General features: G+C 32.2%; 20 protein-coding genes. 8 read left to right on the top strand and 12 right to left on the bottom strand.

Translation table 11 applies throughout. The features are described from left to right. Positions 1 to 113: 113 nt before the first annotated feature. Both K5V07_RS09660 and K5V07_RS09655 read right to left on the bottom strand, forming a co-directional pair. A complete protein-coding gene (locus K5V07_RS09660) occupies positions 114 to 2075 on the bottom strand; it encodes a KUP/HAK/KT family potassium transporter (protein WP_144892612.1) in 1962 nt (653 codons plus the stop codon). 114 nt (positions 2076 to 2189) lie between these two features. Then, positions 2190 to 3461 (bottom strand): hypothetical protein, encoded by a 1272-nt coding sequence (locus K5V07_RS09655; RefSeq protein ID WP_221917288.1) that lies wholly within the window; start codon positions 3459 to 3461, stop codon positions 2190 to 2192. A gap of 109 nt (positions 3462 to 3570) precedes the next feature. Here K5V07_RS09655 and K5V07_RS09650 point away from each other — a divergent pair, with 109 nt between their 5' ends. Further along, positions 3571 to 4635 (top strand): oxidoreductase, encoded by a 1065-nt coding sequence (locus K5V07_RS09650; RefSeq protein WP_221917287.1) that lies wholly within the window; start codon positions 3571 to 3573, stop codon positions 4633 to 4635. Between the two features lie 62 nt (positions 4636 to 4697). Here K5V07_RS09650 and K5V07_RS09645 read toward each other — a convergent pair whose 3' ends face one another. From K5V07_RS09645 to K5V07_RS09630, 4 genes are all read right to left on the bottom strand, one after another. Further along, a complete protein-coding gene (locus K5V07_RS09645) occupies positions 4698 to 5156 on the bottom strand; it encodes a sensor of ECF-type sigma factor (protein WP_144892606.1) in 459 nt (152 codons plus the stop codon). Between the two features lie 19 nt (positions 5157 to 5175). Then, the gene (locus tag K5V07_RS09640; protein ID WP_144892604.1) at positions 5176 to 5595 is read right to left on the bottom strand and encodes a hypothetical protein; all 420 of its coding nucleotides are present in this window, start codon (positions 5593 to 5595) and stop codon (positions 5176 to 5178) included. A gap of 33 nt (positions 5596 to 5628) precedes the next feature. Beyond that, entirely contained in the window at positions 5629 to 6171 is a 543-nt protein-coding gene (locus tag K5V07_RS09635) for an RNA polymerase sigma factor (RefSeq protein ID WP_144892601.1), read from the bottom strand. 61 nt (positions 6172 to 6232) lie between these two features. After that, positions 6233 to 7309, bottom strand: a complete 1077-nt coding sequence (locus K5V07_RS09630) for an SRPBCC family protein (RefSeq protein ID WP_255577995.1) — start codon at positions 7307 to 7309, stop codon at positions 6233 to 6235. Positions 7310 to 7837: 528 nt separating this feature from the next. Here K5V07_RS09630 and K5V07_RS09625 point away from each other — a divergent pair. Continuing rightward, the gene (locus tag K5V07_RS09625) at positions 7838 to 8227 is read left to right on the top strand and encodes a nucleoside triphosphate pyrophosphohydrolase family protein (RefSeq protein ID WP_144892595.1); all 390 of its coding nucleotides are present in this window, start codon (positions 7838 to 7840) and stop codon (positions 8225 to 8227) included. 56 nt (positions 8228 to 8283) lie between these two features. Here the strand turns inward: K5V07_RS09625 and K5V07_RS09620 are convergent, their stop codons facing one another. Further along, positions 8284 to 9351 (bottom strand): branched-chain amino acid aminotransferase, encoded by a 1068-nt coding sequence (locus K5V07_RS09620; RefSeq protein WP_144892592.1) that lies wholly within the window; start codon positions 9349 to 9351, stop codon positions 8284 to 8286. Positions 9352 to 9647: 296 nt separating this feature from the next. On the opposite strand from K5V07_RS09620, the gene mnmD reads away from it, so the two are divergent. Then, positions 9648 to 10310 (top strand): tRNA (5-methylaminomethyl-2-thiouridine)(34)-methyltransferase MnmD, encoded by a 663-nt coding sequence (mnmD, locus tag K5V07_RS09615; RefSeq protein ID WP_221917285.1) that lies wholly within the window; start codon positions 9648 to 9650, stop codon positions 10308 to 10310. 125 nt (positions 10311 to 10435) lie between these two features. Then, positions 10436 to 10633: a hypothetical protein gene (locus K5V07_RS09610; protein WP_144892588.1), complete on the top strand. Its 198-nt coding sequence runs from the start codon at positions 10436 to 10438 to the stop codon at positions 10631 to 10633. 25 nt (positions 10634 to 10658) lie between these two features. On the opposite strand, the gene K5V07_RS09605 is transcribed toward K5V07_RS09610, so the two are convergent. Next, positions 10659 to 11600, bottom strand: coding sequence for a LysR substrate-binding domain-containing protein (locus tag K5V07_RS09605; protein ID WP_221917284.1), 942 nt, complete (start codon positions 11598 to 11600; stop codon positions 10659 to 10661). A gap of 229 nt (positions 11601 to 11829) precedes the next feature. Here K5V07_RS09605 and K5V07_RS09600 point away from each other — a divergent pair, with 229 nt between their 5' ends. From K5V07_RS09600 to can, 3 genes are all read left to right on the top strand, one after another. Then, a complete protein-coding gene (locus tag K5V07_RS09600) occupies positions 11830 to 12117 on the top strand; it encodes a hypothetical protein (protein ID WP_221917283.1) in 288 nt (95 codons plus the stop codon). Between the two features lie 76 nt (positions 12118 to 12193). Beyond that, positions 12194 to 13846, top strand: a complete 1653-nt coding sequence (locus K5V07_RS09595; protein ID WP_221917282.1) for a SulP family inorganic anion transporter — start codon at positions 12194 to 12196, stop codon at positions 13844 to 13846. A gap of 57 nt (positions 13847 to 13903) precedes the next feature. Then, positions 13904 to 14539: a carbonate dehydratase gene (gene can, locus K5V07_RS09590; RefSeq protein WP_182651960.1), complete on the top strand. Its 636-nt coding sequence runs from the start codon at positions 13904 to 13906 to the stop codon at positions 14537 to 14539. A 42-nt stretch (positions 14540 to 14581) separates the two neighbouring features. On the opposite strand, the gene K5V07_RS09585 is transcribed toward can, so the two are convergent. Together K5V07_RS09585 and K5V07_RS09580 are read right to left on the bottom strand one after the other, a co-directional pair. Next, positions 14582 to 15781 carry an LETM1-related biofilm-associated protein gene (locus tag K5V07_RS09585; RefSeq protein WP_221918173.1) on the bottom strand — a complete coding sequence of 400 codons (1200 nt, stop codon included), beginning with the start codon at positions 15779 to 15781 and terminating at the stop codon, positions 14582 to 14584. A gap of 345 nt (positions 15782 to 16126) precedes the next feature. After that, positions 16127 to 16753, bottom strand: coding sequence for a superoxide dismutase (locus tag K5V07_RS09580; protein WP_255577994.1), 627 nt, complete (start codon positions 16751 to 16753; stop codon positions 16127 to 16129). A gap of 408 nt (positions 16754 to 17161) precedes the next feature. On the opposite strand from K5V07_RS09580, the gene K5V07_RS09575 reads away from it, so the two are divergent. Beyond that, positions 17162 to 18082, top strand: coding sequence for a YihY/virulence factor BrkB family protein (locus tag K5V07_RS09575; RefSeq protein WP_144892577.1), 921 nt, complete (start codon positions 17162 to 17164; stop codon positions 18080 to 18082). A gap of 148 nt (positions 18083 to 18230) precedes the next feature. Here K5V07_RS09575 and K5V07_RS09570 read toward each other — a convergent pair whose 3' ends face one another. Both K5V07_RS09570 and K5V07_RS09565 read right to left on the bottom strand, forming a co-directional pair. Next, positions 18231 to 20036: an acyl-CoA dehydrogenase family protein gene (locus K5V07_RS09570; RefSeq protein WP_221917280.1), complete on the bottom strand. Its 1806-nt coding sequence runs from the start codon at positions 20034 to 20036 to the stop codon at positions 18231 to 18233. A gap of 40 nt (positions 20037 to 20076) precedes the next feature. After that, on the bottom strand, positions 20077 to 21258 hold the full coding sequence (locus tag K5V07_RS09565) for an acetyl-CoA C-acyltransferase (RefSeq protein ID WP_182650958.1): 1182 nt from the start codon (positions 21256 to 21258) through the stop codon (positions 20077 to 20079). Positions 21259 to 21338 lie beyond the last annotated feature (80 nt).

The raw sequence follows: 21338 nt of genomic DNA, 5'->3' as shown, positions 1-21338 counted from the left end.
AAAGGTACTATTAATTGATTTGAATGTTAAATTTTAGTACTGAATGTTGTTTAAAAAATTTTCATAAAAAAAGCACTGTATTGCTACAATGCTTTTTAAAATGTATTCTTAATTTATTTTACTCGCGTGAGCCCTATGTTTTCTGGTGCATGAAGTACCATTGGGAATTTTTCAATTTTAACAGAACTACTGTCTAAACCAAAAGCGCGTTCTTCTGAAAGACTTAGCTTTTTGATAAAAAAGTATGAATTCATGATTAATTTTTCATGCCATCTTAAATCACTATCGTTAGAAAGGAATTTTTCGGATAATACGAATTTAAAATCTCCTATAATATTGTTTTTGTTTAGAGATTCGTACCTACTTGTGATATCTACTTCGCCCTTCTTAACCATGTCTCTAATAACTTCACGGAACATAAGATTGATTTTAGTTGGTTCTCTAAAACCAAGGTTAAAGTCTACACGGTATAAATCGTCTTTTACAATTTCGGTAACTTTGTATTCGGTTTTGTAAGGTTCTGTAAGAATATTGACATGAACAAACCAATATATGTCAGCTCTTTTAGGTCTTTTTTGTAAGATAGAATACATTACTTTTTCCTCTATTTCATCAACTCGTCCAGCGTTAGTCATGTAAACTAAATGTGTTGCATATTTTGGGATTGATAAATCGGCACTTAATTCAACAAGTACTTTCTTGTAATCTTCAATTTTAACCAGTTTGGTGTAACTTTTATTAATTTTCTTAGCCAAATACCAAATTGTCATTACTGATATCAATGCTATAGCGATAAAAAGTGTTACGTAACCACCTTCGGCAAATTTGGTAATATTAGCAGCTAAGAAACTGAATTCGATTACTAAATAAATCGTGATTAAGGGAACTATAAAATATAATTTTACCCTTTTCATAATCAAATAGTAATTCAATAAAATGGTAGTCATGATCATACATAGGATAATAGCTAGTCCGTAAGCATGCTCCATGTTGCTAGATTCTTCAAAATGCAATACAATACCAACACAGCCTATAAACAACAACCAGTTGATTGACGGAATGTACAATTGTCCTTTTAATTCTGTAGGATATTTGATTTTTACTTTTGGCCAAAAGTTAAGCCTCATAGCTTCATTTATTAAGGTAAATGAACCACTAATCAAAGCTTGTGATGCAATAACAGCAGCAAGTGTAGCTATTACAATACCTATTGGTTGAAACCAATCTGGCATAATTAAGTAAAACGGATTCCCATTTTTTCCACCAATACTTTGTAAAGTTTCACCCTCATGTTGTAATAAGTAAGCAGCTTGTCCAAAATAATTTAGAACCAATGCTAGTTTTACAAAAACCCAACTAATTCGGATATTTTTACGGCCACAGTGTCCCATATCAGAATATAATGCCTCAGCACCAGTAGTACATAAGAAAACAAAACCAAGTACAAAAAATCCTTCAGGATGAATGGATAATAAGTGGTATGCATAATACGGGTTTACAGCTTTTAATACTTCGGTATTTTGAGTAATTTGAGAAATCCCCAAAATAGCTAGCATCCCGAACCAAATAAGCATCATGGGAGCAAAGAATTTCCCAACTAATTTTGTTCCAAATTGTTGTATCATGAACAAAATGAATAAAATGGTAATAACTATTGGGATTGTATTGATTTCAGGATAATAGGTTCTTATACCCTCAACGGCTGAAGAAACCGATATGGGAGGTGTAATGATACCATCTGCTAGTAAAGCACTTCCTCCAATTATTGCTGGAACGATTAACCATTGAATTTTAGTTTTCTTAACCAATGCGTACAGTGCAAAAATTCCTCCTTCACCATGATTGTCTGCGCTAAGTGTGATAATCACATATTTAATGGTTGTTTGTAGCGTAAGAGTCCAAAAAACACAGGAGATACCTCCCAAAACGATATCTGATACTATTAAATGAGTGCCAAGTATGGCTTTCATCACATACAAAGGTGAAGTTCCTATATCTCCGTAAATGATTCCTAATGAAATTAATAACCCGCCTAATGTCCATTTAGTATGGAGGTCTTTGTGTGAAGCGTTCATGAAATTTTTTTTTAAAAACGTTTCAAATTTACACTTTTATAATATATTAGGTGCTTTTTGTGTAAAAAAAAACACGACTAAAATTGTCGTGTTTTTCAAGTATTTTAATCAAATCTAAGATCTTCTATTTTCTGATCGTTCAGAACTTCCTCTTTGATTGCTATTTCCTCTTGTTTCAGATCCTCTACCAGAATTACCCCTAGAACTTGATTCTTGTCTTTGTGGCGCAGCTTGTGGAGCTGAACTTGATCTGTTTTGCGAATAATCTCTCGGTGAACTTTCTCTTCTTGATGGTATGCTGTTTTCAGAATTTGATCTACTTTGAGTTGTTGCAGTTTGGTTTTCGCTTCTTTGCATAACTCTTTCATTGCTTGTATTGCCTCTATTTTGAGAGTAGCTTCTATCAGATCGCCCGTTAGCAGTGGTTGTCTCTCCACTAGTTCTTGTGCTATATCTGTTGTTTTCAGTTCTTGTTGGTATTGGATTTGAATTGTTGCTATTTTCTGTGCGAGATCTTCCTTTTGATTCATATCTACCAGAAGTACTGTTTTGTGCCGTACGGTTTTCTCTGCTACTATTTGTAGAGTATCTATTAGCATCATTGGTGGTGCGTCTACCATAAGTGTTTTCTACTCTTGAGCTTGTTCTTCTTTGGTCTAGTTCATATCGGTTTGATACAGCCACATTACGTCTTGAAAAAGCATAGTTTGGATATTGTCTTTCATACCCATTAGAGCGTCTTGAGTTATAAAGAACAACCGCTCTACTGCTTGTTCTATAATTTACATAATTGTAACTGTTATAGCTATTTAAACAAATTGAAATATTATTTCTATATCTAAACACAGGGAAAGGATTCCAAGTATAGTAGTACGATGGGTAATATCCCCAGTTCCATCTAGAAGTATAGGCACGGTAGGAAGGTCTCCAGAATGATGCGTAAATTACAGGAGTAGTATAGTAAACTGGCTCATAAATATAATTATCACCATACATGTAAACATCCCCTATTACTTGTACCTGAACTTTATTGTTTCTATCTCTTTCAACATCAATTGTAGCTACATCTTGGTATACATCTCTGTCTAGCACAGCTTGAACAACAATTAGGTGTGTGTTGCTCTCTACCGATTCTACAACTCTTAAATAATCAACTTGATTGTCGTTGTTTAAATCTAGATTAGATATCTGAGCTTTCGGGTCGTTTAATCTTCTTTCAAAATCATCAAGATCTCTGGAATCACCAAAAATGGAAGCTATTGCTCTCAAATCTAGATTATCGCTTATTTCAGAATTCATGGCGTTTACTGATGTTCTATCTTGTGCCTGAGAAGTTGTGACTAATAAGGTAGTCATGACACTGAATAGGAGTAGTTTAGTTTTCATATATAATGGAATTAGTTTCACATTTATGTAGTAACCAATTACTGTGCCAGTATTTTTTAGTGAATAACTGTTGATTTATAATTGTATATTAGCCTAAAATTATTTGTGTATGAATTGTCGTTTTTCCTTTATTTTATGGGTGCTTTTTATCGTTTCTTGTAAAAGTCAAGTTAATGCTAATAAAACGGGGATGGAAAGCTCTGTTTTTAAGAATGTAAGTATTGATACCTTATTTGAAGATAAAATTAGCATTCGATCTTTAGTGATTGATGGAACTAAAATTTGGTATGTGGCTGATAAAAATCGGTATGGCTACTTTGATTTGGCAACAAATAAAAAAACTGAAAACAAAATTGTTAAGGATACATTGCAATTAGAATTTAGAAGTAATGCACAAACTAGAGATTACGTTTATGTTTTGAGTGTATCGAACCCTGCAATGCTATATCAAATTTCTAAAAAAGATTTAACTACTAAATTGGTCTATCAAGAAAATCATGAAAAGGTTTTTTTTGATAGTATGCAATTTTGGAATAATAAAGAAGGTATAGCCATGGGTGACCCTGTTTCCACTGGTTTAAATGTTATCATTACTCGTGATGGCGGAGCTTCATGGAAAAAAGTTCCTGACATACTCATGCCTACAACAAGTGCTGGAGAGGCTGCTTTTGCAGCAAGCAACACTAATATTGTAGTAAAAGGTTCTTCTGCTTGGATTGTCTCTGGTGGAGTTAAGTCAAGAGTTTTTTATTCGCCAAATAAAGGAAAGTCTTGGACAGTTTATGAAACGCCTATTGTACAAGGTAAAAGCATGACAGGAATATTTACTGCTGATTTTTACAATGAAAAAATAGGGTTTGTATCTGGTGGAGATTATGAAAATAGAGATCAAAATCATTCAAATAAAGCCATAACTGTTGATGGAGGAAAAACTTGGAAACTAGTAGCTGAGAATATGGCTTTTGGTTATGCATCTTGTGTGCAATATGTGCCTAATAGTAAAGGGAAAGGTATTGTTACGGTGGGTTACTCTGGAATATTTTATTCTGGGGATGGAGGTGTTTCTTGGAAACAATTAGCAACTGATTCAAAATTGAATACCATTCGCTTTATTAATGCAACTACGGCTATTGCAGCTGGCCAAAATAAAATGATTCGGTTACAATTTAAATAAAAAAAAACTACCCTCAATATGCTAGACACTGAGGGTAGTTCTTGAATTAATAAAAAAGGAAATTAATTTTTTTGTCCGTTATTGCGGTATTGTTGGAGTAATTTTTTATTGAAATCTTCTTCGGCCTTTTTTAATTTTACAATCTTTACAGCTGGTAAAAACGTTCTCAAATTTTGTAAAAAGCGTTTGCGAACTAAGAATAATTCTTCTTCTGTGCCCTCAATTTGAGCTAAAAAAAGTTTGGCTTCTTTCTCATTAATTTTATCAAGAGAACCATCGCTCATTCGTTTTACATAGGATTTCATTTTTTGATGTCTTAACTCAAATTGTTTATCATCATAAGTATTGTAAACAGGCCAAAACTTTTCGGCTTCGGTAGTTGTAAATCCTATTTCTGTGGTAAAAAAAGCAGCTTTCAAAACTTTTATTTGCTCTCTTTTTTCTTTCATACTTTCGCCTTGAGCGTAAAAATTAAAAGAAACAAATAATAAAGCAAGGAGTATTATTTTGGAATTATTCATTGTATTTTTTTTTAATCTATTATTCTAAAATTAAATTTTCTAAGTTGGTATTTGTTGAAAAATGTTCTTCAATTGTCTCATCTTCTAAGGCAATTGGAGTTTTCATATTTTCAATTTCTTCATAATTCAAACCATTAATTAAATCGTATTGATTTACATTTGTTTGATAAGTAATATAATTTTCTAATGCAGCTGTTTCTAGCTCATTTTCTTTATTGTTTTGTTGTTGTACCACTAAAGGAACCATCAGCGCTAAAACTAATACGGCAGCTACAGCAGAGAATATTAAAGTTTTCTTTCGTTGAAAAATAGAAATAACGGGTGGTTCATTTTGCTCTAATTGCTGCATCATCTTTGCAGAAAAAGTGTCAAAATAATGATCAGGAACTTTAAATCCAGGTTCTATTTTTGGTTCGTTTTCTAATTTAAATGTCTTCATAATAGTGTTTAGACAATGTTAATACTAAAAGGTTTAAGTGGAAGAAACAAAAGCTTCAATTTTTTTTACGGCTAGGTGATAGGAGGCTTTCAATCCGCCTACTGTGGTGCCTAAAATTTCTGATATTTCTTCATATTTAAGTTCTTGAAAGTATTTCATTTTAAAAACCAGTTGCTGTTTCTCTGGTAGTAACGCAATTGCGCGTTGTAGCTTTAATTGCATTTCATTTCCATCAAAAAATACATCGGCTTCTAGATTATCGAGTGTTTTATTTTGCAAAGCCTCAGATGAGATATTATTAGCACGGGCTTTTTGTTTTAAGAAAGTCAAGGCCTCATTTGTAGCAATACGGTACATCCAAGAAAAAAGTTTGCTATCTCCTTTAAAACTTTTAAGATGTTGAAAAATTTTAATGAAACAATTTTGCAAAACATCATCTGTATCATCGTGATTTAAAACAATGGTGCGGATATGGTTATACAATGGTTTTTGATATTCCAATATCAACCTCTGAAACGCTTGATTTTGCGTTTTGGGGTTTAATAATTGGTTTATAAATTCCTGTTCTTCCTGCACAATGTTTTTTTAGTTTAAGATGATTTTTGAATAATAAGGTTTAATACCAAAAGGTGTTTTTTTAAAATTCAGAATCTTCTTCTTTGATTTCTGTTGGAGTTGGTTGATTGCCAGGAGTTACTGGAGTAGCAGTCTTAGGTTTTACAGGAGCAGTTACGGGAATCACTTTTGGCGGAAGCGGCACATAAACCTCAGTTTCCCATTTTGATGGGTTTTTTACGTCTGATTTATTAATTTTAAAAACTTCTAAATGGCTAAAATTAGGACTTACAACAACCTTATTTTTAGCTATGTACGCATTAGATTGTTGAATAGCCTTGCTTATGTGAGTATAATCGCCTGTTAAATTTGTTTTTATGGCTTCAAATGGCTCTAATGTACCTGATAAAATATCACTACCTGAGCTAGTCAAAATTCGGTTTTTAGTAGGAATACAAAAAGAAATTTGTGCTAATCCTGTTGTTGCATTGTAATTGTGAAACAATAAAAATGGTTTTCCATTTGTTTCAACGCCATTATTGGTACAAAAAGCAGTTAATTTATTAAATACGATATTAGCATTTTTAGAAACGCTAGTAAGCTTGCTTGTAAAGGTTTGTTTTAAGTAATTTGTTCCTGATTTTGTGCTTAGACCAATGACTTTTATATTGAAAGTATTGGTTTCAAAAACCAATGTTTTTTCGAGTTTCTCTAAACTTTTTTCGTAAACGCGACCCATTATTTTATCTATTCCGCCTTGCATTGCAGCCATTACTTTCATGGTAAAGCTCATTTTTCCTTGAGATTTCCAAGTCACTTTAGTCCCATTTAAAGTATCTTTAAAACGCAATACTACTGATGATTCACTGCCATCAAAATCCATTTTTTGTGAAATACTATCGTTTTCTTGTGATGAAAGTGTTGCAATTGATCCCGAATTTGTTTGGTTATCCCAAGTCATCGTAGCGCCGTTGCCTATTGATTTTTCTGAAAAAGAAAGGTTTGAAGCTGCATCTTTAGATATCCAGGTTGCAAAATCTTCCCAGTTTCTTAAATCATTAACAAATTGGTATACAGTATTCTTAGGCGCTTTAATAATATGACTTCTTTCTACAGTGAAATCTCCTTTTTGAGTGGCAATAAATATAGTCAAAGCCACAAGGCTTAGTAGAAGTAGAAGGAAAATATATTTTAAAATTCGCATAACGGGTTGGTTTCTTGATTTTGTAAAGTTATAGATTTTATTTAAAAGTTTTTCAATGCTCAAATTTTTATAAATTGTTCTTGAAATCCTCTATTGTAAAATTGTAAAAGCTTGATTATTATTGTTGTATTTTTCTGTAAATACTTAGATTAAAGGTAGTGTTGAAATAAAATAAATAAAAAAGCCCACAAGAAGTGGACTAATAATCAGGTGAAAACTACCTTTTAAAGAAAACTTTTATCAAAAAAAGAATAGCAATAAAACCAATAAATCCCAATAGGATTTTATAATTGCCTTTATAAAATGTTTTATGAACTTGAATGTCTTTTCTATAGGAGTATACTGCGGCTATAACAAAAGCGATAAAAAATAAGATACCAAAAATGATTTGACCTTGACTAAACATGTTTTACAATTTTTTGTAAATTTAATCAATAGTTTAGAAATAGTTGCTATTTTGGCATCTCAATTAATAAAAAGAATATGAAAAAACAAATTGACGCTGTAAAACAATTTCATTCTGCTTTTAACTTAGGATTTCATGATGCACCTGTTGCTGATTTGGGAGAAAAGAGACATTTGTTACGATACAATTTAATGAAAGAAGAAAATGAAGAGTATCTAGAAGCAGTGCAAAATAATGATTTGGTTGAAATAGCTGATGCTCTTGGGGATATGTTGTATATATTGTGTGGAACTATTATAGCCCATGGATTACAAGATAAAATGGAAGCAGTATTTGAAGCCATTCAGCTTAGTAACATGAGCAAATTAAATACTGATGGAACACCTATTTATAGAGAAGATGGTAAGGTTATGAAAGGACCTCATTATTTTAAACCTGATTTTTCAAACATATTAAACGAAAAATAAAAAAAGTGATTTTCACAGTAGAAAATCACTTTTTAAAATTTAAGTTCTTGAAATAATTATACTTTCACTGTCCAGCCAAAAGTATCTTCGTCAAGTTTATTTTGAATGTTTGTTAATTTTTCTTTTAGTTGAATGGCAATTGAATGATCAACCTTTGGAAGATCATAATACACATCTTGGAAAGAAAATCCTGAAATAGGACTAATTACTGCTGCTGTTCCAGCACCAAATATTTCTTTTAGAGTACCGTTTTTTGCTGCTTCAACTAATTCTGATACTAGTACAGAACGAACTTCAACATCAATACCTTCACTTTTTGCTAAGTCAATAAGTGTTTTTCTAGTTACACCATCAAGAATACGTTCACTCACAGGAGCTGTGAATAAGGTATCGTTGATTCTAAAAAACACATTCATAGTTCCCGCTTCTTCAAGTTTAGTGTGGGTAGCATCGTCTGTCCAAATAACTTGTTGAAAACCTTCTTTATTTGCTAAAGTTGTAGGGTAAAATTGTGCAGCATAGTTACCCGCAGCTTTTGCAGCACCTATTCCTCCATTTGCAGCTCTACTGTAGTGTTCAGCAATAAGAACCTTAACATCTCCAGCATAATAAGAGGTAACTGGGGATAAGATAATCATGAATTTATATTCGTTTGATGGATTTGCTATTACTCCTGTACCTGTAGCAATCATAAATGGTCTTATGTACATCGAGTTTCCGTTCCCTTTTTTAATCCAGGCTTCGTCTAGTTGTAATAATTGGTGAAGTCCAGACATGAAAATATCTTCTGGAACCTCTGGCATTGCCATACGTACCGCTGATTTATTAAAACGATTGTAATTTTCATCAGGTCTAAAAAGCCAAATAGAGTCATTTGTATCTTTATAGGCTTTCATTCCTTCAAATATTGCTTGGCCATAATGAAAAACCCTTGTTGATGGATCTATCAAAAAAGGAGCGTATGGCTTGATAGTAGGATTTTGCCATTCACCGTTTTTGAAATCGCATTCAAATAAATGATCAGTAAAAACAGAACCGAAGCTTAAGTTTTCAAAATCTACATCGTTTATTTTTGATGTGGTGGCTTTTATAGTTTCAATTTTAGTAGTTAGAGTGTTACTCATAATAGTGTACTGTTTGTTTATTTTTTGTTCAAACAAAAAAAACAATTCATGTGAATCAAGTATTGCTTTTTGTTTAATGCGTGCAAAATTAAATAAAAAACAATGAATACTTTTATTCATTTCGTTTAATTATAGCATAAAAGTGTGATTTGTTTGTTATTTAAAAAAATATACTTATAATGTTTAATTTTGAGGGTATCTATTAAATAATAATGACTGGAAGTAAAAAAAACTTTTAGTTTTCACTAATTTTGGTAAAAAAGCTATTACTATTAATTTATACCTAAATATATATTTTGAAAAGAGAAATAATTCAAACCCTAGATGGTTCTACAACCATTCATTTACCAGAATGGGATGAGTGTTATCATTCTAAACACGGTGCCATACAAGAGGCCGAACATGTTTTTATAAAAAACGGATTGGCACTTTTTCCAAATTCAAAAGTATCAATTTTAGAAATCGGTTTTGGAACAGGTCTTAATGCGTTCATTACTTTGTTAGAGTCTAATAAAAGAAATCAATTCATAAATTATGTAGGAGTAGAGGCATACCCTGTATCTGCGACAGAAGTCTTAGCTATGAATTATGTAGCTGAACTAGAGGCTGAGGAATATAAAGCTGTTTTTGAGAAGATGCATACCAGCAATTGGGAAGAAAAAAACATCCTGGCTCCTCATTTTGAAATCACAAAAAGGAAACAGTTTTTTGAGCAAATAGATGATGTTGACGCCTTTGATTTAATTTATTTTGACGCTTTTGGGTATCGAGTACAACCAGATTTATGGAGTGCGGAAATTTTTCGAAAAATGTATACAGCCCTTAAAAAAGAAGGTGTTTTAGTGACTTATGCAGCAAGAGGCGTAGTCAAACGTAGTATGATTGAAGTAGGTTTTACTGTAGAAAAATTAGCTGGACCACCGGGAAAACGAGAAATGTTTAGAGCATTTAAAAAGTAATTTTTTTAATAGGCTTTCAACCCTTTGTTTTGGTTTGAAAACTAAAAACTAAGTTAAATAATAGTGAAACATTTTTATTTTTAGTTTAAATTTACGCTGTCTCAAATAAAAAAATAAATTGCACTATGTCGAAAATAATGTATGACTATACCAAATCAATTTTAGAGAGGGTAAGTTTTGATCCAGCTTTGTTCTGTAAAGAGTTAGAAAAAGCAATAAAAACATTGTTGCCATACGAAATGGAGCTTTTAAGAGAATGGCTTTTGAGTTATACCGTAACTAAGCCAGAATTAAAACAATGTTTAATATTAGTAAATTCATAAAAAAAATAAGGAACGCTCAAGTTCCTTATTTTTTTGACATAGAACTAATAATTTGAACGTTTTGAAATACTATTGCTCCTTTAATTACTCCTGCAATTGTAGTTCTTAGCGCATCTATAATTTGAATTTTTAATTCACTTTTGGAAAAAATTAAACTTACTTCTCTAGCAGGTTTCGGTTCCTTGAAATGTTTAAGTTTTAAGGCATCACTTTCTTTAAGGTCTAAGGTGTGTAGGTACGGCAATAAGGTAGTTCCTAGACCTTCATCGGCTAGTTTTATAAGGGTTTCAAAACTCCCACTTTCAATCTGGAAATGGCTCGCTTCATTTCTATCTCCACTTTTACAAAGATTCAAGATCCCATCTCTAAAGCAGTGTCCATCTTGCAGTAATAAAATTTCATCTAAATTCAAATCAGATACTTCAATTTCATTTTTTTGAAAATGGTGATGACTCTCCGGGATATAAGCAACAAAAGGTTCATAGTACAATACTATTTCTTTTATTTTTTCTTCTAATAAAGGTGTAGCAGCAATTCCCGCATCTAGATGACCGTTGTTGAGTTTAGTGATTATTTCATTCGTGTTTAATTCTTCTATTATGAGCTTAACTTTAGGGTATTTTTTTATAAAGTTGTTCAAAAACATTGGCAATAACGTAGGCATAATAGTAGGGATGATACCAAGCCTGAATTCGCCACCAATAAACCCTTTTTGTTGTTCTACAATATCTTGAATACGATCAGCCTCAACAACTATATTTTTTGCTTGGTTTACAATTTTTTGTCCAATATCTGTAAGCTGTATAGGTTTTTTTGTACGATCAAAAATTTGAATACTCAATTCTTCTTCAATTTTTTGAATTTGCATACTCAATGTTGGTTGTGTAACAAAACATTTTTCGGCTGCAAGTGTAAAATTTTTATGTTCTGCTACTGCCAAAACATATTTTAGTTGTGTAATTGTCATGTATAGTATTTTATGATGCAAAGATAAAAACAATCAATTTACTTTATGATTAATTTGCAGATATTATGAGCAATATTAACGTTAATCGGTTTTTTTCTATAAATAAATTAAATGCTACCTATATAAAATATTTATTACCTTTATCCCATTATTGCATGTAGCTCATCTATTGTTTTTTTATTTTTAAGCAATTTTTTAGTTCTATTTGCTGGAATTTATTACTTAATCAATGAAAGTGTTTGCGCGTTTTTTTTTATTTTTATTCTTAGCTTTTCTAGCTGCGCCAACTATTGTTGTTATTATTAAAAAGAGCTGTGATATATCTGTTTTCTTTGACTTTTCTGAAGAGGAAGAAGACTCTCAAAAGGATATCAAGAATTTTGTTCATCAAGAATTGGTAAATATTGAGCTTATAAACGTTTGTTTTGAAGAAATTGAGCTTATTTTTTCAAACACGATAGGTGAACATGACAATGTAGTATCTTTTATTTTCGCACCTCCTCCTAACTTGGGGTAATGTTATTTTGTAGAAAAACAATCGTCTGTGTCTTTTTGATATGGACTATGCTTTGTATATTAATTATCATTATCTTATGAAAAATAAAAGTAATCTTTTTGCGCACCTCAAGTCTGATTTTGCTTCAGGTCTTGTTGTTTTTTTAGTGGCGCTACCTTTGTGTCTAGGTATTGCAATGGCCTCTGGTGCACCATTGTTTTCGGGTATTATTGCAGGAGTTGTAGGCGGAATTGTGGTAGGGTATTTTAGTTCTTCCAGTTTAAGTGTTTCCGGCCCAGCAGCTGGTTTAACAGCAATTGTTTTAACAGCAATTACCGATTTAGGGGCGTTTGATGTTTTTTTAACCGCTGTTTTTATTGCAGGTTTGATTCAGTTAATTTTGGGTTTTGCAAAGGCAGGTAGTATTTCAAATTATTTCCCTACAAATGTTATCGAAGGAATGTTAGCAGGAATTGGGATTATAATAATTTTGAAACAATTACCTCATGCATTTGGATATGATAAAGATTTTGAAGGCGATCAAGCTTTTTTACAAAATGACGGAGGTAATACTTTTACTGCTTTATTCGATATTTTTAATTATTTACAACTTGGAGCTATAGTTATTACTTTAATATCTATGAGTATACTAATAGCTTGGGACAAAGTACCTTTTTTAAAAAGAATGAAATTGATTCCGGGCGCTTTGATTGCCGTTGTTCTAGGGGTAGTACTTAATGAAATTTTTATGATTTTAGGAAGTAAATTAGCCATTGGAAATGAGCATTTGGTTTCATTACCTATTCCATCTACTTTTCAAGAGTTCAAATCCATAATTGTAACACCAAATTTTGCAGCAGTTACTAATACTAAAGTATGGATTGTCGCCTTTACAATTGCCATTGTAGCATCAATAGAAACTTTATTGAGTATTGAAGCTGCTGATAGGATGGACGTTCAAAAGCGTTATACAGATACTAATATAGAATTAAAAGCGCAAGGAATAGGGAATGTTGTGAGTTCTTTATTAGGCGGTTTACCTTTAACCTCTGTTATTGTTCGTACATCAGCGAATAGTAACTCTGGTGCTAAATCTAAAATGTCTACCATAATTCATGGCTTTTTGTTACTTGTTAGTGTTCTAGCTATTCCTTTTGTTCTCAATAAAATTCCATTAGCTACGTTATCGGCAGTGCTTATTCTTGTAGGGTATAAATTAGCAAAACCTAGTACTTTTATACATTTTTGGAATAAAGGGAAATACCAATTTATTCCTTTTATTGCAACACTTTTAGCTGTTGTTTTTTTAGACTTACTCAAAGGTGTTGCACTTGGAATCTTTATTAGTATCATTTTTGTACTAAAGGGAAATTTAAAACGAGCTTACAACTTTCGAAAAGAGAATTATGAATCAGGTGACGTTATTCACATTGATTTGGCTCAAGAAGTTTCATTTTTAAATAAAGCTGCTATCAAGCAAACTTTGAATGATATTCCCGAAAAGTCAAAAGTAATTATTGATGCAAAAGACACCGTTTATATTGCTCATGACATCTTAGATCTTATTCATGAGTTCAAAACAATTAAAGCTGTAGATAAAAAAATTAAAGTAAAATTGAAAGGATTTAAAGATGCTTACGAATTAGAAAACTCAGATGATTCTAACAATCATGTTACTTTTGAACACTATTATGACGCAGCTAAACGGGTTATGGTTAAAAAACCAATTGGAGACGAAATAGATTTTTAAGGTTGAATGTATTACAAAAGAGATTAAAATAATTAACAAACATTAAATTAAAATATAATGAGCGATTTTTATAAAAAAATATTAGACAATAATAAAAAATGGGTTGAAACATCGCTGGCTAGTGACCCTAATTTTTTTGCAGATTTAGCTAAAGGTCAAACACCGCCATTATTGTGGATTGGCTGTTCTGATAGCCGTGTTCCAGCAAATGAAATTGTGGGTGCAAAGCCGGGTGAGGTTTTTGTTCATCGTAATATAGCTAATATGGTGGTGCATACTGATATGAATATGCTTAGCGTACTAGATTATGCTGTTAATGTCCTAAAAGTAAAGCACGTAATAGTTTGCGGGCATTATGGTTGTGGTGGTGTAAAGGCAGCTATGGGTAATCAATCTATTGGGATTATCGACAACTGGATTCGTCATATTAAAGATGTTTATCGCTTGCACAATACCTATTTAGATAGTATTCAAGACGAAACAGAGCGTTTCAATACCTTTGTAGAACTCAATGTAAAGGAACAAGTTTTTGATCTTGCAAAAACATCAATCGTTCAGGGAGCATGGCGAAACAATCAAGATCTAACCTTGCACGGATGGGTATATGGATTAAATTCAGGTTTTGTAACAGATTTAAATGTAAACATAAGCTCAGAAGATGACCTTGATGAAGTATATCAATTAAAATTCTAAATTATTAAAGGCCCAAAGAGCATATTGCTTTTTGGGTTTTTTTTATTCTTCGTCCAGGTTTTCGTTGAATGCCGTTGGAAGTAGGGTAGGAATGAATTTTATCAAAATAGGCAGTAATAAACTACCGCCTGGTAGTAAAAAAATTGTCAGAGAAGGTATGGTTTTACAAATTTCTAACAATTGTTTTTTAACTTTTTTCTTTTCTTTTTCATCAAGATCTCTTCTTGTGGAATAAGCAAGCAAAACCATTAATTCCTTACTTTGATAGAGTTCTTTTAATAGCCGGTTTTTATTTCGGCTTATTAAGGTAACCACACTTTGCGTAGTTTGATCGTAAAAATGTTTTACTGGATTTGAATAATTAAAATATGGAATATCTTTTTTGTGTTGTGCAATAAATGTATTTGTACAGCTTAAGCTTTGAATTACAAATTCATCATTAATGTTTAGAATAGTGGCAAGTGAGTGTAAAAAATAATTTTCTTCATTTTCTATTTCTCCATCGCTCCATAACGCCATACAGGCTAGATCAATTAAGTAGTATTTTTCAAGATCATTTGTAAAATAATCTAGTTGCAGTGTATCTAAGTTTTGTGTTGTTCCTTTTGAAAACTTACTGTATCGTATTGATGCTTCAAAAAGTTTGATTAAAAGATCATCGTATTGTGATTTTTTTGATTTTATTTTGAGAGCAATAGTCACCACGTTTACTATGGTTTCTTCTATTTTTTTTAAATATTTATCTGGTATTTCACCTTGAATCAAGTATTGCTGGTAAGCAATGATATCTATGAATAATAAAGCATTAGTAACTAAGTGTGAAAAGTTTTTATTAATGATACTTTCGTTAGTTTGTACCCGATTATCGATAATTTTTTCAAGTGTAAGCGCCAGTGAATCTTTGGGTAATATTTTTTTAAACAAATTAAATCCCTGAGGATTCATTTGGTTATAAAAAGCTACCGTTTCTTTTATGAAAAGATTACTTTGATTTTCTCCTTTTGTCAAACAAAAAATATCATAGAGTAGTGTAAGCAATGCTACCTTTGATATTTCATCTTTAAACCAGCCTTTGGTTTGAATTTGAGTAGGAGTGTTAAAGGAAATGATATGACCATAAATAAAACCAGTTGCTCTTACTTTTTCATAAAAAGCATCAGTGGTAATGGCAACAGATTTTGTAGAAAAATCTTGCTCATTAAAAAATTTATCTATCCAACCTGTAGCTGATGGGTTAATCATTGTTTTAATTTCAAAGTACAAAGCTATTCTTTTTTGAGCAAGTTTGTCAGCCAAAAAAATAGTTTAACAAAAGAATTACATTAATAATAACATAATTGATGGGTATGAAGATAATTAGTTTTTATTCTAAAATTTAGAGTTAAATAGCGGTCTACTTTAATTCTTTACTATTTAATTACAATTTATTATTTGCTCTTTTCAGAGTGAAGTAGTTTTATTGTTTTTAAAAAAAACGTTTTATCGGGATTTATAAACTCAAAATCAATTGAGAATTTCAAAAAACTAAAAATGCCTCAAAATTTAAAGTGTTGAGGCATTTTTTTATTAAAATTTACAATTTTAAAATTAGGAATTAAAAAGTTGTTCAGCTTTTTCCCAGTTAATTACATTCCAAAAAGAGTTGATGTAATCAGCTCTTCGGTTTTGATTTTTGAGGTAATAAGCATGTTCCCAAACATCTAAAGCCATGACCGGTTTGCCTTTAAGACCTTTTCCTTTCAAACGCATTAATGGATTATCTTGATTAGCTGTGGAACCAATTACGAGTTGACCATCTTTAACTACTAGCCATGCCCAACCTGAACCAAAACGTTTCATGGAAGCGTCAGCAAATTGTTTTTTGAATTCATCAAATGAACCAAAACTACTAGTAATTGCTTGGGCTAGTTTCCCTTTAGGCAAACCTCCACCATTAGGAGAGAGTAACTCCCAAAATAGGGTGTGATTGTAATGGCCTCCCGCATTATTACGTATTGAATCTGGAAACTGTGACATTTTTTTAAATATAGTTTCGAGTGAGCTAGAAGATTCGACCAGTTTTTTATCAAGAGTTCCTATCGCCTTATTCAAGTTGGTTACGTACGCTTGATGGTGTTTTCCATGATGAATTTCCATAGTAGCTTTATCAATATGAGGCTCAAGAGCATCAGTAGAATAAGGTAATTTTGGTAACACAAATGTTCCTTCTTCAATGCTATTAGTAAATATATCGCTCCCAGTTTCTTCGAGTAGGGGCTGAGTAGTATTTGCAAAAGCGTCCTGTAATAAAGAACTCCCTATTAAGGTTCCTGTTGAAAGTATTGCTGTTTGCTTTAAAAAACTTCTTCTGCTAGTATTATTTTCCATTTGTTTTGTGTTTTGACATGCCTTAACATTTGATTTATAAAATTATGTAAATACATTTCAAATGGGGTTAAGAAAGACTTAAATTTTAGGATTTTTATTTTTATTGGTTGTTTAAAAATATTTTCACTTGAATTATGTAAAATTCATTTCAATTCGGTATGTTACTTCTTCGTAATTTTGAAAATTCATTCTTAGTTGAAACCAAATATTAGAATTGGATTCAAATGGAGTACTCATACCTATATTTTATTTTAAATGAAAAAGAGAAAGTTAGCTAAAGATGGCTGGAGCCTTTTGAAACGAACCTATGAAGAGTTTGAAAATGATAACGCAATCAAATTGAGTGCCTCATTGTCGTATTTCACTATTTTTTCATTACCCCCATTACTAATTATTATACTATCTATTTTTAGTTTTATATTCGGAAAAGAGGCTGTTACAGGCCGATTTTTTGGGCAAATAAATGGTATGGTTGGTAATGAAGCTGCTTTGCAAATACAAGAAACTATAAAAAACATTGAATTGTCAGATAGCAATACTTTTGCAGCCATCTTTGGTGGAATAATGCTACTTATTGGAGCGTCTGGAGTTTTTGCCGAAATTCAAAGTTCTATTAATTTTATTTGGGGTTTAAGGGCAAAACCAAATAAAGGTATCATGAAGTTTATCAAAAATAGATTGATGTCTTTTTCAATGATTGCTTCTGTTGGTTTTTTATTAATGGTAAGTTTAATGTTAAATACGGTTATGGATGTTATCAATTCACGTCTGATAGTTTACTTTCCAGATACAACGGTATATATTTTTTATGTTCTCAATATTGTTATACTATTTATAACAACAACCATTTTGTTTTCAGTGATTTTTAAAACATTACCCGATGGAGAAATTGTTTGGAAAGATGCCTTAATTGGATCTAGTTTTACCTCTTTCTTTTTTATGATAGGGAAATTTGCAATAGGTTTTTACTTAGGAAGCTCAACGGTTGCCACTGTTTATGGTGCAGCAGGCTCTATTGTAATTATTTTAGTTTGGGTATATTATTCGGCAATTATATTATATTTTGGAGCTGAGTTTACTAAAGTTTATGCGAATGCTCATGGCAATAAAATTGTACCAAATGACTATGCAGTTGCTATTAAAGTAGAAGTGCTAGAGGTTAAAGAGGTGAAATAATTTTTTTGAAATATTTATGAGAGCTTACTATATTTTAATATCATTTTTAGGAAGTTGAACACTTTTTAAAAAATAGTTTACATAAAAAAACCGCCTTGTTTTTTTCAGGTACAAGGCGGTTAAAAAAAAAACTAAAAACTAACTTTTATTAGAAACAATATTCATTTTCTGCTACTAGTTTAGCAGTAATTATTTCTCTTAATGCCACTACATTTGGCATGTTTGTGTATTTTGTAAAACGACGTAATCCCATTAACATCATACGTTGCTCATCACCTTCAGCAAAAGAAATAATGCTTTCTTTTCCTTTTTGGTTTACAATATCAACTGCTTTGTATAAGTAAAGTTTAGCCATTGCAATTTGCTCTTGAACTTTATCTTCTCCTTCTTTTTTAGCTAATTTCTCAGTTCTTAAGATAGTACTTTCTGCCATGTAAACTTCTATTAGCATATCAGCAGCAGCCATTAATAATTGTTGGTGTGCATCTAAGTCAGCTCCAAATTTTTGAACAGCGCTACCAGCAACCATCAAGAAAGATTTCTTCAAGTTTTTGATGATTTCTTTTTCCTCTGCAAATAATTCAGAGTAGTCTGGTGTGTCAAATGATGGTATTCCCATCAATTCTTCAGATACTTTCATAGCAGGTCCTAATAAATCTACATGACCTTTCATTGCTTTTTTAATTAACATACCTACTGAAAGCATTCTGTTGATCTCATTAGTACCTTCGTAAATACGAGCAATTCTGGCATCTCTCCAAGCACTTTCCATAGGAGTATCTTCAGAGAATCCCATACCTCCAAAAATTTGAATTCCTTCATCAGAACAGTTTTGAACGTCTTCTGATACAGCAACTTTCAAGATTGAACATTCGATAGCATATTCTTCAACTCCTTTTAATTCAGCTTCTTGATGAGAAGTTCCTTCTGCTTCACGAGCAATGATTCTGTCTTCAATATCTTTTGCTGCACGGTAAGAAGCACTTTCTCCTGCGTAGCAAGAAGTTGCCATCTCAGCTAATTTTGAACGAATTGCACCAAATTGAGAAATAGCTGTATTAAATTGGATTCTTTCATTAGCATATTTTACAGATCCTGTAATTACTCTACGTTGTGCATCAAGACAAGCAGCTGCCAATTTAATTCTTCCTACGTTAAGTGCGTTCATCGCTATTTTAAAACCATTACCTCTTTCAGATAACATGTTTTCAACAGGAACTTTAGTTTCGTTAAAGAAAACCTGACGAGTAGATGAAGCACGAATACCTAGTTTATGCTCTTCTTCACCCATTGAGATTCCGTTGTTATCTGTATTTTCAACTATGAAACCTGTAATGTTTTTATCATCACCAATTCTAGCAAAAACGATAAACAAGCTACAGAAACCTGCATTTGAAATCCACATTTTTTGACCAGTGATAGAATAGTGCGTTCCATCTTCAGATAAAACTGCTTTAGTTTTTCCTGAATTAGCATCAGATCCAGCTCCTGGCTCCGTAAGGCAATAAGCACCAAACCACTCTCCCGAAGCAAGTTTAGGAACGTATTTTAATTTTTGCTCCTCAGATCCATACAATGTGATTGGCATAGTACCAATTCCTGTATGAGCTCCAAAAGCAGTTGAGAATGAACCAGTTGCTCCAGAAATGTAATCACATACTAACATAGTTGATACAAACCCCATTCCTAATCCACCATAAGCTTCAGGTACTGCAACTCCTAAAAGTCCAAGCTCACCAGCTTTTCTCATGGATTCTTCCGTGTAAGCATAATCCTTTTTTTCAAAACGATCTTTGTGTGCCCACAACTCTTTGTCTACAAACTCTTTTACAGAGTCACGCATCATTAATTGCTCTTCTGTAAAATCTTCAGGTGTGAAAATATCTTCACATTTTGTTTCTTTAACTAAAAACTGACCTCCACGGGTTACGTTTTTTTCAATTGTATCTGCCATTTTTTTATTTTTTAATATGTTTTTTATTTAAAATCTAAGCTTACAAAAGTTCGTAAACACCTGCAGAGCCTTGTCCAGTACCTACACACATACTTACAATTCCGTATTTGCTTCCTCTGCGTTTCATTTCATCAAACAATTGTACTGATAGTTTTGCTCCAGTACATCCTAGTGGATGACCTAGTGCAATAGCACCTCCATTTACATTAATGATTTCTGGATTTAAGTCTAATTCACGGGTTACAGCTAATGCTTGAGAAGCAAAAGCTTCGTTTAACTCTATTAAATCAATATCATTAATTGTTAAACCTGCTTGTTTTAGTACTTTTGGGATTGCTTTTACTGGTCCTATTCCCATGATTCTTGGTTCAACTCCTGCCGAAGCGAAATTTACCAAACGAGCAATTGGCTCTAAGTTGTACTCTTTTACCATTTCTTCGCTCATGATCAAAACAAAAGCGGCACCATCACTCATTTGTGATGAGTTACCTGCAGTTACACTTCCATTTGCTTCAAAAACAGGACGTAATCCAGCCAAAGCTTCTTTTGATGTACCAGCTCTTGGACCTTCGTCTTTGTTTACAACGTATGATTTGGTTTCTTTTTTTCCGTTTTCGTTAAGGAACGTTTGTTCCACTGTAATAGGAACAATTTGCTTGTCAAATTTACCATCAGCTTGTGCTTGCAAAGCTTTCATGTGAGAGTGGTATGCAAATTCATCTTGATCCTCACGAGATACTTTAAATTGTTGTGCTACTGCTTCAGCAGTAAGACCCATTCCCCAGTAGTAATCCTCGTTTCCAGCTTTTGCAACAGCATAATCCGGAGTTGGTTTGTAACCTCCCATTGGGATAAAACTCATGCTTTCAGCTCCACCTGCAATGATACAATGTGCCATACCTGATTGGATTTTAGCTGTAGCCATTCCAATAGTTTCCAAACCAGAAGCGCAATATCTGTTTACAGTTACACCAGGAACGTCTTCTACTTTTAAACCCATTAAGGAAATAAGTCGAGCTACGTTTAGACCTTGTTCTGCCTCTGGCATTGCATTTCCTACCATAACGTCATCAATGCGTGTTTTATCAAAGTTAGGCAACTCGTTCATCATAAATTCGATGGTTTCTGCTGCTAATTCATCAGGACGTTTAAATCTGAACACTCCTTTTGGGGCTTTCCCCACGGCTGTTCTGTATGCTTTTACTATATAGGCTGTTTTCATAACTAGTATTTTGAATTTTGAATTATAAATTTGAAATGAAAATCATTTGAACTTTATAAGTCATCATTTATAATTTAAAA

Source organism: Flavobacterium sp. CHNK8, assembly GCF_019774515.1.
Classification (GTDB): Bacteria; Bacteroidota; Bacteroidia; order Flavobacteriales; family Flavobacteriaceae; genus Flavobacterium; species Flavobacterium tiangeerense.
This window is presented reverse-complemented; position numbering and strand designations above follow the sequence as displayed.